Source organism: Actinoplanes nipponensis (assembly GCF_016862275.1).
GTDB classification, from domain to species: Bacteria; Actinomycetota; Actinomycetes; order Mycobacteriales; family Micromonosporaceae; genus Actinoplanes; species Actinoplanes nipponensis.
On the sequence record NZ_BOMQ01000035.1, the window covers coordinates 1 to 13,556 of the forward strand.

Sequence of the window (13,556 nt, forward strand, 5' to 3'; positions counted from 1 at the left end):
GGGCGTAGTTCGGTGCAGTCGGTCATGCCATCTCCTCGAAGGTCTGGGTGATCCTGCCCTTGCCGTCGATCGCGTCCAGCAGGTGCCCGCGCCACTCGTCGAGGGCGTTCGGGTAGTCCTCGCGCCAGTGGCAGCCGCGCGTCTCGCGGCGCTCGGCGGCCGAGGCCACCAGCGTGCTCGCCACGGTCAGCAGGTTGGTGGCCTCCCAGGCCGCGTTGTGCGGGACGCCGTGCTGCTCGCCGAGGCGGGCCAGCTCCTTGGCCGTGGCGGCGAGCGAGTCGGCCGAGCGCAGCACGCCGGCGCCGCGGGTCATCGCCCGCTGGAGGTCGCCGCGGATCGCCGGGGCCACCACCCAGCCCGGCTCGCCGGCCGGCGCCACCGGGTCGGCCTGCGGCGGCAGGTCGCGGGCGATGTCGTCGGCGATCCGGCGGGAGAAGACCAGGCCCTCCAGCAGGGAGTTGCTGGCCAGCCGGTTCGCGCCGTGCACGCCGGTGCAGGCGACCTCGCCGCAGGCGTACAGGCCGGCGATGGAGGTGCGGCCGTGCAGGTCGGTGCGCACGCCCCCGGAGGCGTAGTGGGCCGCCGGGGCGACCGGGATCAGCTCGGTCGCCGGGTCCACGCCGGCCGCCCGGGTGGACGCCACGATCGTCGGGAAGCGCTGCTCCAGGAACTCCCGGCCCAGGTGCCGGGCGTCCAGGTAGACGTGGTCGGCCCCGGTGGCCCGCAGCACCCGGTGGATGCCCTTGGCCACCACGTCGCGCGGGGCCAGCTCGGCCAGCTCGTGCTGGCCCACCATGAACCGCTTGCCGGTCTCGTCGACCAGGTGGGCGCCCTCGCCGCGCAGCGCCTCGGAGATCAGCGGCCGCTGGGCCGAGGTCACGCTGGCGGTCACGAACGACGTCGGGTGGAACTGGACGAACTCCACGTCGGTGACCCGGGCGCCGGCGCGCAGGGCGAGCGCGACGCCGTCGCCGGTGGAGACCGCCGGGTTGGTGGTGGAGGCGAAGATCTGGCCCATGCCGCCGGTGGCCAGCACGACCGCGCGAGCCAGAATGGCGCCCACGCCGTCCTCGCTGCCCTCGCCCAGCACGTGCAGCGTGATGCCGCAGGCCCGGCCGTCGGCCGCGCGCAGCAGGTCCAGCACCAGGGCGTGCTCGACCAGCCGGATCCACGGGTCGCGCAGCACCGCCGCGTGCAGGGCCCGCTGCACCTCGGCGCCGGTGGCGTCGCCGCCCGCGTGCACGATCCGGTCGGCGCGGTGCCCGCCCTCGCGGGTCAGCATCAGCGACCCGTCGGCGTGCCGGTCGAACTCGGCGCCCATCCGCATCAGCTCGCGGATCCGGGCCGGGCCCTCCTCGACCAGCACGCGGACCGCGGCCGGGTCGCAGAGGCCGACCCCGGCGATCTCGGTGTCGAAGGCGTGCGCCTCGGGGGTGTCCAGCGGGTCCAGCACGGCCGCGATGCCGCCCTGCGCCCACCGGGTCGACCCGTCGTTGATGTTGACCTTGGTGACGACGGTGACGTGCAGGCCCGCCTCGCGCAGGTGCAGGGCGGCGGTCAGGCCCGCGACGCCGGAGCCGACCACCAGCACGTCGGTGGTCTCGGTCCAGCCGGGCTCGGCGGCGGCCAGGCGGCGGGGTAGCGCCGGAAGGTCGGCAAGATGCGACATGCGCTCAGTCAACATCGCGAAGGCGCGGAAATCACGGCCGGGGCGGTAAGAAGTGCCGGGCGTTACTGGTACTGCACCGGCATGGCCTTGCCACCCTTGCCCTTCAGCGACGCGGTGAGGGTCCGCGCGTCCAGCCACAGGTAGCAGCGCACGCCGTGATCACCCAGCTCCCAGACGTCGTCGCCGCCCGGCAGCGAGATCACGCCGGCCCGGAACTGCAGGTCGGCGTCGTCCGGCACACCGACGTACGAGGCGATCAGGGAGCGGCAGCCCTCGTGGAACTCGTCCCACTGCTTGCCGGTCACGGGATAGGCGAGGTCCTTGGCGTCCCAGATCCCCACGAACTCCGCGTTGTGCTCGGCCGAGCACGGCGTGGCCGGCATCGTGCCGATCTTGCCGTCCTCGTTCAGCAGCACCCGGTAACAGGTCAGCAGCAGCGGCGACACCGGCTCCTTGAGCGCGTCGCGCAGCGAGCCGACCCGCTGCACCAGGCCGCCGTCGTCCTCCACCGAGCTGCTCACCAGCACCTCGCAGCGGTACCAGCGGGCGCCACCGGCCCAGGCGGCGCGGGTCGGCTGGGTCACCCCGATCCACAACCGGGAGGTCCGCCACGGCCCGCCCACGTAGGCCGTGGTCCGGGCGTCACAGTCCCGGTACGCCGCCCGCGCCCCCGCCGAATCCGGGGCCGGCGGGTCCGGCGCCTCGGCCGCGGGGCTGGGATAGGTGCCGACGTACACGGTCTCGGTGCGGTGCTTGAGCTTGCAGTCGACCTCTTCGTAGGTCGACCGGGCGCCGAAGGTGGCGAAGTTGGCCAGGTGACAGGTCTGCGCCGCCGGGGTGAAGCCGGCCGGTACCCCGATCGCGGCCCAGCCGTCGGTGAGGTCGCCGTCCACGCCGGCCGGATTGCCGCAGCCGCCGGCGAGCACCAGCGCGAGCAGGCTCAGCGCCGCCGCGACCGGCCACCGCCGCGAACGGGGCAGCCGGGGCAGGTGTCGCATGTAACCGAGCCTCCCGAGCGGCCGACGCTGTCCGATTTGTCGATCATAGGGCAATCGACCGGACACCACGGCGCCTTGGCGAAGACCTCGGCCCTCCGTCAGCCGACGAGCAGGGCGCCGTCCGCGCGTACCGGATCGCCGGCCATGCCCTCGACCACCGCGGCCGGGTCCGCGCCCAGCTCGATGATCTTGTTGGCCGCGTCCACGTGCACGATCCGCGGCTCGTACGACCGCGCCTCGGCGTCCTGGAACTGCCCGTAGGAGATGAGGATGACCAGGTCGCCGGGGTGCACCAGGTGGGCCGCCGCGCCGTTGATGCCCAGCACGCCGGTGCCCCGCTCGCCCGGGATCACGTACGTCTCCAGCCGCGCGCCGTTGGTCACGTCCACGATCGCGACCTGCTCGCCGGGCAGCAGATCGGCCGCCTCCATGAGGTCCAGATCCACCGTCACCGAGCCCACGTAGTGCAGGTCGGCCTGGGTCACCGTGGCCCGGTGGATCTTGGACTTGAGCATCGTACGCAGCATCAGGCGGCCTTCCCCAGCAGCACCGGAACGTTGTCGATCAGCCGGGTCGCGCCCACCTTGGCCGCGACCAGCAGCCGCGCGGGCCCGTCGGCGGGCGCCGGGCCGAGCAGCGGGTCGGTGAGGGCGAGATAGTCGACCCGCACGCCCGGCTCGTCGGCGAGGATCTTGCCGGCCGCCTCCAGCACGCTCCGCGCGTCCGTCTGCGCCGCGCCCTCCCGCAGGGCGTGCGACAGGGCGAGCGCCGCCCGCCGCTCGCCGGCCGACAGGTAGCGGTTGCGGCTGGACAAGGCCAGACCGTCGTCCTCCCGGACCGTCGGCACGCCGATGACCTCCACGCCGATCTCCAGGTCGTGCACCATCCGGGTGATCAGGGCCAGCTGCTGGAAGTCCTTCTCGCCGAAGAACGCCAGGTCGGCCCGGGTCAGCAGGAGCAGCTTGGCGACCACGGTGAGCATCCCGGCGAAGTGCCCCGGCCGGCTGGCGCCCTCCAGGATCTCGCCCAGCGGGCCCGCGTTCAGCGTCACCTGCGGCGACCCGCCCGGGTACATCTCGTCGCGGTCCGGGGCGAACACCAGGTCGACCCGCTCGGCCCGGCAGGCCTCGACGTCGGCGGCCAGGGTCCGCGGGTACTTGTCGAAGTCCTCGTTCGGCCCGAACTGCAACGGGTTCACGAACACGGTGACGATGACGAAGTCGCCCCGCTCGCGGGCGACCCGCATGAGCCTGCGGTGCCCCTCGTGCAGGGCGCCCATGGTCATAACCACGGCCACCCGGCCGCTCGCGGCAGCCCGGGCCGCGGCGAGCTCGGCGCGGGTGTGAACAAGCGCAGTCATGCTGTGCCCCCTTTTCGCATGCCCTTCTGGCCCTCACCGTCACGGTCGCGGCACACGCCCGCCAGGCGTGGCTCGGTGCAGTCGGTCATGCTGTCCACCCCTTTCGCATGCCCTTCTGGCCCTCGCCGTCACAGTCGCGGCACACGCCTGCCAGGCGTGGCTCGGTGCAGTCGGTCATGCGGGACTCCCTACGGTCGCCTGGGCGAGGACATCCATCAACAGCGCCGCGTCCTGCGGCCGCAGCCGCCCCGCGGCGATGGCCCGGTCGGCGGTGCGGCGGGCCAGCGCGAGATAGGCCGGTACGGACTCCGGCGCCAGGTGGCGCAGATGCTTGCCCACGGTGCCGGCGTCACCCCGCGACACCGGCCCGGTCAGCGCGGCGTCGCCGAGGCTCAGCGCGTTGTCCAGGGCGGCGTGCAGCAGCGGCGAGAGCACCGTCGCGGGCCGCTCGACGCCGGCCGCGCGCAGCTGGTCGGCGGCCTCGTTGACCAGCGTGACCAGGTGGTTCGCACCGTGCGCGAGGGCCGCGTGATAGAGCGGACGCGCCGGCTCGGCGATCCACTCCGGCACGCCGCCGAGGTCGGTGACCAGCCGCGCGGCGAACGCCCGGTCCCGGGCCGTGACGCCCCAGGCGATGCCGGGCAGCCGGTCCAGGTCGGCGTCGGCGCCGGTGAAGGTCATCGCCGGGTGCAGCGCGAGGCCGTCCACGTCGCCCAGCACCGCGAGACCGTGCGCGCCCGAGGTGTGCGCGACGACCGTGCCCGGGTGCAGCGCGCCGGTGGCGGCCAGGCCGGACACGACGGCGCCGAGGTGGTCGTCCGGGACGGCGAGCAGCAGCAGATCGGTGGCGGCCCGGGCGACCTCGTCGGCGGGCCGGATCGCGGCGCCCGGCAGGAGGCGCTGAGCGCGTTCCCGGGAGGCGGCGGAGACGGCGGCCGCGGCGACCACCCGATGGCCGGCGTCGGCGAGCGCGGCGCCCAGTACTGCGCCCACCCGGCCTGCCCCGACGACACCCACGACCAGTGGGCGGGCGCGCTTTGCGGCGCGCGGCACAGCGCTCATTGAGAGATCCAGTCCTCGGTGTCAGTGCGCCTTCAGACCGCTCAAGGGCGGCGGTGGGGCGGTTGGACGGGGTACCGGTCGAGGCAAGTATGCGCCGATGTAACACGCTCGTGACAAGGGCGTGTGAACAACTGCACGGGGGGATTGCGCCTAGATTGGCAGGCGTGAAAAGCCTGGGCTGGAGAGCCGCGATGAGCTCCGCGCTGTATGGCCCGGACGGCTTCTTCACCCGGCCCGCCGAGGGTCCCGCGGACCACTTCCGGACCAGCGTGCACGCCTCGCCACTGTTCGCCGGCGCTCTGCTGCGACTGATCCGCGCGGCGGACGACGCCCTCGGCCGGCCGCCGGTCCTGGACGTCATCGACGTGGGCGCCGGCCGCGGCGAACTCCTCGCCGCGTTGCAGTCGCTGCTCGGCGCCGATCCCGCCGACGAGCTGTCCCGGCGGGTCCGGTTCACCGCCGTCGAGGTGGCCGGGCGCCCCGCGGACCTGTCCGCCGGCCTCCGCTGGCGGCGTTCCCTGCCGCGGGGCGTGACCGGGGTGCTGCTGGCCACCGAGTGGCTGGACAACGTGCCGCTCGACGTGGCCGAGGTGGACCACCGCGGCCGGGTCCGGCGGGTGCTGGTGGACCCGGACACCGGGCACGAGACGCTGGGCCCCGAGGTGGACGCGGCGGACCGGTTCTGGCTGGCCCGGTGGTGGCCGGCGGCGCGGCCCGGGGACCGGATCGAGATCGGCTGGCCCCGCGACGCGGCCTGGGCCGACGCGGTCGCGGCCCTGAGCCGGGGCTGCGCGCTGGCGGTCGACTACGGGCACCTGCGCTCGGCGCGGCCCCCGCTCGGCACCCTGACCGGCTACCGGGACGGGCGGCAGGTGCCCCCGCGCGCGGACGGCAGCACGGACATCACGGCTCACGTGGCCGTCGACTCGGCCGCGGCGGCCACCGGGACCGCGTACCGGATCATCAGTCAGCGCGCCGCGCTGCGCGGGCTCGGGGTCGGCGGTGGCCGGCCACCGCTGGAGCTGGCCCGCACCGACCCGGCGGCCTACCTGCGGGCGCTGAGCGCCGCGGGCGCCGCCGCCGAGCTCACCGATCCGGCCGGCCTGGGCGGGCACTGGTGGCTGCTGCACGAGGTCGGCATCGAGCTCCGTGGGACGATGCTCCCATGAGCGACCTGCGGGAGATGACCGTCGGGACCGGGTCCGGGCTGGACACCGCCGACATGGTGCTCAACATCGGCCCCCAGCACCCGTCCACGCACGGCGTGCTCCGGCTCAAGCTCACCCTCGACGGCGAGCGGGTGACCGCCTGCGAGCCCATCGTCGGCTACATGCACCGCGGCGCCGAGAAGCTGTTCGAGGTGCGCGACTACCGGCAGATCATCGTGCTGGCCAACCGGCACGACTGGCTGTCGGCGTTCGCCAACGAGCTGGGCGTCGCGCTCGCCGTCGAACGGCTCATGGGCATCGAGGTGCCCGAGCGCGCGACCTGGCTGCGGATGGCGCTGGCCGAACTCAACCGGGTGCTCAACCACCTGATGTTCCTGGGGTCGTACCCGCTGGAGATCGGCGCGATCACGCCGATGTTCTACGCGTTCCGCGAACGGGAGACGCTCCAGGCGGTCATGGAGGAGGTCTCCGGCGGCCGGATCCACTACATGTTCAACCGGGTCGGCGGGCTCAAGGAAGAGGTCCCGGCGGGCTGGACGACGCGGGCCCGCACGGCGATCGACGAGGTCCGGCGCCGGATGCCGGACATCGACCGGCTGATCCGGCGCAACGACATCTTCCTGGCCCGCACGGTCGGGGTCGGCGTGCTGACCGCCGAGCAGGCCGCCGCGTACGGCGCCTCCGGCCCGGTCGCCCGGGCCAGCGGCCTGGACGTCGACCTGCGGCGCGACGAGCCGTACCTGGCGTACGGCGAGCTGGACGTGCCCGTGGTGACCCGTACGGCCGGCGACTGCCACAGCCGCTTCGAGGTACTGCTGGACCAGGTGTACGTGTCCCTGGACCTGGCGCAGGAGTGCCTGGACCGGGTGGACCGGATCAGCGGCCCGGTCAACGTGCGCCTGCCCAAGGTGGTCAAGGCGCCCGAGGGGCACACGTACGCGTGGACCGAGAACCCGCTCGGCATCAACGGCTACTACCTGGTGTCCCGGGGCGAGAAGACCCCCTGGCGGCTCAAGCTGCGCACGGCCTCGTACGCGAACGTCCAGGCGCTGGCCACGCTGATCCCGGGCTGCCTGGTGCCGGACCTGATCGCGATCCTGGGGTCGATGTTCTTCGTGGTCGGGGACATCGACAAGTAACGCCCGCTACCAGCGGCCGCGCTGCTCGTGGCTGCGCGGCGCCCAGCCGTGGTCGGCGGCCAGGGGGTCGGGGCCGTACTGGTCGGCCCGGCCGTGGGCGCCGGCCGGCCGGCCGTAGGTGGTCGCCGGGGGGCTGTCATCCTCGGAGGGCTGGTCGTAGCCCTCGGCGTCCGGCTGCGGGTACTCGTTGTCGAGCAGGAAGCCGCCGGACGCGTCCTGGGCGAAGAAGGGTGAGCTCACGGCGCCGAAGCCGCCGGGGTCCGGGCGTTCGCGGGTCCCGGGATCGGGGTAGTCGTAGTTGCCCGGAGCTGTCCAGGCGGCGGCGCCGGGGTCGTATCCGGCGGCGTCATAGCCCTGCTCCTCCTCGGCGGAGCCGAGCGCACCGGTGTTCAGGACGGTGCCGTAGGGATCCGGACCGGTCGCCGGATCGCCCAGGCCGTAGCGGGCGAGGTCGGTGCCCGTGTCGGGGGCCGCGTGCCGGCGCGAAGGCCGCGCCTCGGCGGGCGCCTCGGCCGCGTAGCCGCCGGCGTCGTCTTCGGCGGCTGACCCGCGCTCGGCCCACGCCGATCCGGACGGTCCGGGACCGTAGGAGTGGGACGGCGAGTCGTCGTGGACGTCCTGATAGGCGCGACCACCCGCGGGCGGGACCGATGCGGAGCCGCGCTGACGCGGAGCCACGCCGGCCGGCACCGCAGCCGCCGCCACCGACGCGGAGCCTACTGATGCGGAGCCCACCGACGCGGAGGCCACCGCGGCGCGGGCCACCGACGGGTGGCCCCCGGCCGGAGCAACGGAAGCGGTAGCCACCACCGGCCGGCCCGCCGCGATCGGCCCACCCGCACCCGGCCCGGCAACCCCGGGCCCGCCACCCGGTCCGGGGACAGCAGGCCCACCCGCACCCGGCCCGCCAACCCCAGGCCCACCCGGCCCGGCGAACCCAGGGCCACGCGCGCCCGACCCGGCGAAAGCAGGCCCACCCGGCCCAGCAAACCCAGGGCCACCTGCGCCCGGCCCGGCAAACCCGGGCCCACCCGCGCCCGGCCCGGCAAACCCGGGCCCACCCGCGCCCGGCCCGGCAAATCCAGGGTCGCCCACTCCAGGCCCGCCGGATCCCGGCCCGGCGACACCCGGCCCGGTGGCGCCCGGCCGGGCCACACCCGCGGCCCGCGCCCCCGCCGGCGCCAGACCCAACGCCGGCGATCCCGCCGCGCGCATCCGGGTCATCTCGTCCTGCAGGGCCTGCACCCGCCGGCCCGAGGCCCGCACCCCGGCGGCGATCTCCTCGCGGAGCTCGTCCCGCAGGATCGCGGCCTGGTCCTCGGCGTCCATCCGCAGCAGCACCGGGTCGTTGCGGACCAGCAGCGCGGCGCCGATCAGCACGACGCAGACGGCCACGAGCAGCACCGCGAAGCGGATCGAGCTGTCGCTGCCGCCGAGCAGGGCCACCAGCGCGGCGATCGGGGCCAGGCCGACGCCGGCCCAGATCAGCACCGTGAGCAGGCGGGTGTGCTGTGGCGCCTCGGCGTCCCGGTCAGGCATGGTCGCAGATGCTACCGAGAGCGGCACCCGTCACGAAACGGGCGGATGCCGGGCACCGCGTACGGTGCCCGGCATCCGGGGCGGATCGGTGCGGCGGGGTCAGCCGGCGGCGAGGGCGCCGTCCGAGCTGAAGACCAGGCCCACGCTGATGGTGCCCTGCTTGAGGCCGGTCTTGGTGAGCGGGCCGCCCGCGTCGAGCGAGCTGAACTTGCCCGCCTGGAAGTTGTACGTCTCGACGAGACCCTGCTGGCACTTGGGCCGCTGCGGGCACTCCGGCGGGCCACCCAGGACGGTGGCGGCGCCCGAGCACTTGGCGGCCAGGTCGGACAGCGTCTTGACGCCGTACTTGGTGGCGAACGCCTCGGTGGTGGCGAACGCGTTCTGGTCCTGCGCCGTGGACGGCTTGCCGAAGACCAGGCCGACCTTCGCGCCCAGGGCGGTGAGGTTGGTCATCGTGGTGTCGAGCTGCGGCGAGGACGGGTCCTTGGCGTCCTTGCCGTCGACCTTGCCGGAGAGGAACGTCGCCAGCGTGGCGGCGTACTCGGGGACGACGTCGATGTCGCCCTTCTCCAGGGCGGGCTCGTACAGCTCGCGGTTGCCGATCTGCTGGACCTTCACCTTGTAGCCCGCGGCGGTCAGGGCGATGTTGTAGAGCTCGCCCAGCGTCGCGTTCTCGCTGAAGTTGGCGGCGCCGACCGTCAGGTCGCCGCCGGGGCCCTTCTCGATGCCCGCGGTGAGGTTGTTGGCCGTGGCGAACTCCTCGGCCGCCGCCTTGGACGACTTGCGGTCGATGTCGACGGCCTTGTTCAGCTCGATCAGCTTGGTCGTGTCGAGCGCCGCGGAGACCTTGTCGAGGGCCGCGATCAGCTGCGGCGACGAGGACTTCTTGTTGATCGCGGGAACGACGTTGTCGGTGTTCTGCAGGGTCTTGTCGTCGGTCAGGACGACGAGCTTGTCGCCGGCCACCGGGGCGCAGCCGTTGCCGGCGGCCGAACTGGCCGGCGCCTCCGTGCCGGAGGAGCCGGACTCGCCGCAGCCGGCGAGGATGACGGCGGCGGTCATGAGGGTGCCGGCCGTCAGGAGCAGGTGTCGACGCATACTGCCGCCTTCTGTGTCCCGGCCCGGCCGAGGTGGCCGCGCCGCGTGTCCGACGGGCAGTCGATCTTCGATGCCCGTGTGGTCTTCAGTTGTGGGCCGCCCAGCGGCTCGGTTTCATTCGTACCCGCTGGGTGTGACAAGTTTCGTAACGATGCGAGACCATTACCCGGCCGGGGCCGCCGCGGTGGGCCGGCTGGGCCGGCCCGTCCGGAGCGCAGCCGGTGTCACCAGCCGTTGTACGCCGGCGAGCACCGCTTCCACCAGCAATGCGAGCAGCGCCACAACGATGCCGCCGGCCACGATCTGCCCGCCGCCGCCGTTGCTCATCCCGATCCCGAAGCCGGCCGAGATGATCTCGCCGAGCCCGCCGCCGTTGACGAACGCGGCCAGCGCCGCCGTCGCCACCACCTGCACCGCCGCGGTGCGCAGCCCGGCCGCCAGATACGGCACGGACAGCGGCAGCTCGACCCGCCGCACCAGCTGACCGCCGGACAGGCCCATGCCGCGCGCCGCGTCCCGGGTCTCCGGGTCGATCTGCCGCAGCCCGGTGTACGCGTTGGCCAGCAGCGGCGGCACCGCGAACACCGCCAGCGCGACGACCACCGGCGGCTTGCCGAACCCCAGCGGGGTCAGCGGCAGGATGGTGAGCAGGGCCAGGGTGGGCACGGCCAGCGTCAGGTTGGCGAAGGTGATCACCGCGCCGCCGCCGCGCCCGCGGTGGCCCAGCCAGATGCCCAGCGGCCAGCCGATGGCGCAGCCCAGCAGCACCGCCCACAGGCTGATCAGCAGGTGCTCCTGGAGGCGGTCCAGCATGCCGCCGGGGTTGGTCCAGTTGAGCGGGTCGTTGAGCCAGACGAAGCCCTCGTGGAAGTAGTTCACGCGGCGCGCTCCCGGGCCCAGGGGGTGAGCAGCCGGCCCAGGCCGGCCAGGGCCAGGTCGAGGACCAGGGCCAGCCCGACGCACAGGATCGTCCCGGTCATGATCTCGGCCTTGTAGAAGTTGTTCCGGAAGCCGCCGAGGATCATCTCGCCGAGGCCGCCCTTGCCGATCAGCGAGCCCACGGTGACCAGCGCGACCGTGGAGACGGTGGCCAGGCGCAGGCCGGTGAGGATGCCGGGCAGGGCCAGCGGCAGCTCGATGCGCCAGAGCCGGCCCAGGCGCCCGTAGCCCATGCCGGCCGCGGCGTCGCGGACCTCCGCGGGGACCTGGGTGAGCCCGGCCAGCGCGTTGCGCACGAGCACCAGCAGCGCGTACAGCACCAGGGCGATCAGCACCGAGGTGTCGCTGGTGGTGCCGACCGCCGGGGCGACCAGCGCGAGCAGGGCCAGCGACGGGATCGTGTAGAGGATGCCGGAGAGTGCGAGAATCGGGCCGGTCAACGGTCGCCACCAGTAGGAGACGACCGCGAGCGGCAGTGCGACGATCAACGCGATGATCACCGCACGGGCGGTCAGACCGGCATGGAACTGCAGCGCGGACAAGATCTCGGACGCGTTGTCGTGGACATAGCGCCAGGAGAACCACGGATTTCCCGGCCCGCCATCAGCGGGGGCGGCCAGGGGCCACGCAGGCGCCGGGCCCCTCGACAGGAAGGACATACGTGGACGCTACCGCGATCAAGGACGCCGGCGCTGGCCGGACCGCGGCCTCCATCACGCTCGAGAACATCGGGAAGGTCTATCCGGACGGGACCGTGGCGGTCGGCGACATCAGCCTGGAGGTGAGCGCGGGCGAGCTGGCCGTGCTGATCGGACCGTCCGGGTGCGGCAAGTCCACCGTGCTGCGCATGATCAACCGGCTGATCGAGCCGTCCAAGGGCCGGATCCTGATCGACGGCGCGGACGTCGCGGCGCAGGACCCGGTCGAGCTGCGCCGGCACATCGGCTACGTGATCCAGAATGTGGGGCTCTTCCCGCACCAGAGCATCCGCACCAACATCGGCACGGTCCCGCGGCTGCTGGGCTGGGACCGCAAGCGGATCCGGGAGCGCGCGGACGAGCTGCTCGAGCTGGTCGGCCTCGACCCGAACCGGTACGGCGGCCGCTATCCGCACGAGCTGTCGGGCGGCCAGCGCCAGCGCGTCGGCGTGGCCCGCGCGCTCGCCGCGGACCCGCTCGTGCTGCTCATGGACGAGCCGTTCTCCGCGGTGGACCCGATCGTGCGGGGCCGGCTGCAGGAGGAGTTCCTGCGGCTGCAGGCGTCCGTCCGCAAGACCATCGTGCTGGTCACCCACGACATCGACGAGGCCGTCCGGCTCGGCGACCGGATCGCGGTGCTGGCCGAGGGCGGCCGGCTGATGCAGTACGCGACCCCGGCCGACCTGCTCAGCCGGCCGGCGACGGCGGCGGTGAGCGAGTTCGTCGGCACCGACCGGGGCATCCGGCGGCTGGCGGTCACCGGCGTACGCGAGGCGATGCGCCCGGTCGGGCAGATCGAGGAGATCGAGCGGCTGCCCACGGTCGACGTGTCCGGCACGCTCTACGACGCGCTCGCCGCGATGCTCACCGGGGACGCGCTCAACGTGGTGGTGCTGGAGGACGGCACGCCGGTGGGCACGGTGTCCCGCTCGGCGCTGTTCGACGCGCCCAGCGCCGAGGCCACCGCGACCGCGTGAACGGCACCGGCCGGCCCGCGGGGGCCGGCCGGGACGTACGCCGGCGGTCCTAGCGGGTGCCCCGGCGGCCCCCGAGGGTGGCGAGCCCGACGATCCAGCCGATGAACAGCCCGTACGTGGCGCCCTCGCCGGCCGTCCGGAACGCGCCCAGCAGCGACGGGTTGGCCAGGAACAGCGTGGTCAGCAGCGCGGCGAAGCCACCGGCGAAGATGTACGCCGCCCAGCCCGCGAAGAACTGGCTGACCGTGCCGCGGGCCCGGGCCAGCTGGGAGCCGGGCAGCAGGTAGAGGAAGAGCAGCGTCAGCACGACCACCAGGATCGCCTTGAGGTCGCCGATCACGATGGAACGCAGCGAGTCGTCGGAGTCGAAGCGCCAGTGCGGCCAGGCCAGCAGGCGCAGCCACCAGCCTCCGGCGGTGTCCGGGTCGGTGTTGTCCTGGGCCCAGTCGGCGTACCAGGGGCTGCCGAAGACCAGGACGAGTATCAGCGCGGCTATCGTGCCCGCGCCGGGCGCAGTCTTGTAGCGGTTGGTGAGAGCCATGAACCCGTCAATTCCCAACGGATTCCGGTCACCAAACGCCCCGGAACTGATATCCGTGAATGTGAGCCTTGCGGGGGTGTCAGTGCTTTTGCAGGTAATCGATGAACGCCGCCCGCAGCAGCGGCTCCTGCTCCCCGTACCCGTGTCCGGTCAGTTCACGCCAGAGCGCGACCGCTTCGTCGACGGTCGGGCCGACGGTGTTCGGCGCGCCGTCCAGCGTCGCCGCCTCGTCCGCGTCCGGCAGGTGCTTGAACACGCCCCAGAAGAAGCTCAGGTCGCGGCGCTCCCGCGCCTTCGCGAAGGCCCGCTCACGCAGTTCCTCGGTGGGCAGGGCGTCCAGTTCGGCGAAGGTCGAGTCGGTCATGCT

14 protein-coding genes are annotated in these 13,556 nt (G+C 73.7%); 3 read left to right on the forward strand and 11 right to left on the reverse strand.

Annotated features, from left to right (window positions below; all coding sequences use genetic code 11):
* Positions 1–22: 22 nt before the first annotated feature.
* The 5 genes from Ani05nite_RS14695 to Ani05nite_RS14715 all read right to left on the reverse strand — a co-directional run bounded on the left by Ani05nite_RS14695 (position 23) and on the right by Ani05nite_RS14715 (position 5,089).
* Entirely contained in the window at positions 23–1,669 is a 1,647-nt protein-coding gene (locus tag Ani05nite_RS14695) for an L-aspartate oxidase (RefSeq protein WP_203768733.1), read from the reverse strand.
* Between the two features lie 62 nt (positions 1,670–1,731).
* Positions 1,732–2,667 carry a septum formation family protein gene (locus tag Ani05nite_RS14700; RefSeq protein WP_203768734.1) on the reverse strand — a complete coding sequence of 312 codons (936 nt, stop codon included), beginning with the start codon at positions 2,665–2,667 and terminating at the stop codon, positions 1,732–1,734.
* A 98-nt stretch (positions 2,668–2,765) separates the two neighbouring features.
* Positions 2,766–3,194, reverse strand: coding sequence for an aspartate 1-decarboxylase (gene panD, locus Ani05nite_RS14705; protein ID WP_203768735.1), 429 nt, complete (start codon positions 3,192–3,194; stop codon positions 2,766–2,768).
* Entirely contained in the window at positions 3,194–4,027 is an 834-nt protein-coding gene (gene panC, locus Ani05nite_RS14710) for a pantoate--beta-alanine ligase (RefSeq protein WP_203768736.1), read from the reverse strand. Before panC ends, panD begins: the two co-directional genes overlap by 1 nt.
* A gap of 174 nt (positions 4,028–4,201) precedes the next feature.
* Positions 4,202–5,089: a Rossmann-like and DUF2520 domain-containing protein gene (locus Ani05nite_RS14715; protein WP_203768738.1), complete on the reverse strand. Its 888-nt coding sequence runs from the start codon at positions 5,087–5,089 to the stop codon at positions 4,202–4,204.
* A 191-nt stretch (positions 5,090–5,280) separates the two neighbouring features.
* Between Ani05nite_RS14715 and Ani05nite_RS14720 the strand changes: the two genes are divergently transcribed.
* Both Ani05nite_RS14720 and Ani05nite_RS14725 read left to right on the forward strand, forming a co-directional pair.
* On the forward strand, positions 5,281–6,258 hold the full coding sequence (locus Ani05nite_RS14720) for an SAM-dependent methyltransferase (RefSeq protein WP_203768740.1): 978 nt from the start codon (positions 5,281–5,283) through the stop codon (positions 6,256–6,258).
* A complete protein-coding gene (locus tag Ani05nite_RS14725) occupies positions 6,255–7,397 on the forward strand; it encodes an NADH-quinone oxidoreductase subunit D (RefSeq protein ID WP_203768742.1) in 1,143 nt (380 codons plus the stop codon). Before Ani05nite_RS14720 ends, Ani05nite_RS14725 begins: the two co-directional genes overlap by 4 nt.
* Before the next feature lie 6 nt (positions 7,398–7,403).
* On the opposite strand, the gene Ani05nite_RS41855 is transcribed toward Ani05nite_RS14725, so the two are convergent.
* From Ani05nite_RS41855 to Ani05nite_RS14745, 4 genes are all read right to left on the reverse strand, one after another.
* Positions 7,404–8,936: a hypothetical protein gene (locus tag Ani05nite_RS41855; protein ID WP_203768744.1), complete on the reverse strand. Its 1,533-nt coding sequence runs from the start codon at positions 8,934–8,936 to the stop codon at positions 7,404–7,406.
* 99 nt (positions 8,937–9,035) lie between these two features.
* Entirely contained in the window at positions 9,036–10,034 is a 999-nt protein-coding gene (locus Ani05nite_RS14735; protein ID WP_203768746.1) for a glycine betaine ABC transporter substrate-binding protein, read from the reverse strand.
* 162 nt (positions 10,035–10,196) lie between these two features.
* Positions 10,197–10,913 (reverse strand): ABC transporter permease, encoded by a 717-nt coding sequence (locus tag Ani05nite_RS14740; RefSeq protein WP_239129952.1) that lies wholly within the window; start codon positions 10,911–10,913, stop codon positions 10,197–10,199.
* Positions 10,910–11,632 carry an ABC transporter permease gene (locus Ani05nite_RS14745; RefSeq protein WP_203768747.1) on the reverse strand — a complete coding sequence of 241 codons (723 nt, stop codon included), beginning with the start codon at positions 11,630–11,632 and terminating at the stop codon, positions 10,910–10,912. The genes Ani05nite_RS14740 and Ani05nite_RS14745 overlap by 4 nt, the downstream gene beginning before the upstream one ends.
* Positions 11,633–11,634: 2 nt before the next feature.
* Here Ani05nite_RS14745 and Ani05nite_RS14750 point away from each other — a divergent pair, with 2 nt between their 5' ends.
* Positions 11,635–12,648 carry an ABC transporter ATP-binding protein gene (locus Ani05nite_RS14750; RefSeq protein WP_203768748.1) on the forward strand — a complete coding sequence of 338 codons (1,014 nt, stop codon included), beginning with the start codon at positions 11,635–11,637 and terminating at the stop codon, positions 12,646–12,648.
* A gap of 49 nt (positions 12,649–12,697) precedes the next feature.
* Here Ani05nite_RS14750 and Ani05nite_RS14755 read toward each other — a convergent pair whose 3' ends face one another.
* A complete protein-coding gene (locus tag Ani05nite_RS14755) occupies positions 12,698–13,189 on the reverse strand; it encodes a hypothetical protein (RefSeq protein WP_203768750.1) in 492 nt (163 codons plus the stop codon).
* Positions 13,190–13,268: 79 nt separating this feature from the next.
* On the reverse strand, positions 13,269–13,553 hold the full coding sequence (locus Ani05nite_RS14760) for a hypothetical protein (protein ID WP_203768752.1): 285 nt from the start codon (positions 13,551–13,553) through the stop codon (positions 13,269–13,271).
* Positions 13,554–13,556: the final 3 nt, after the last annotated feature.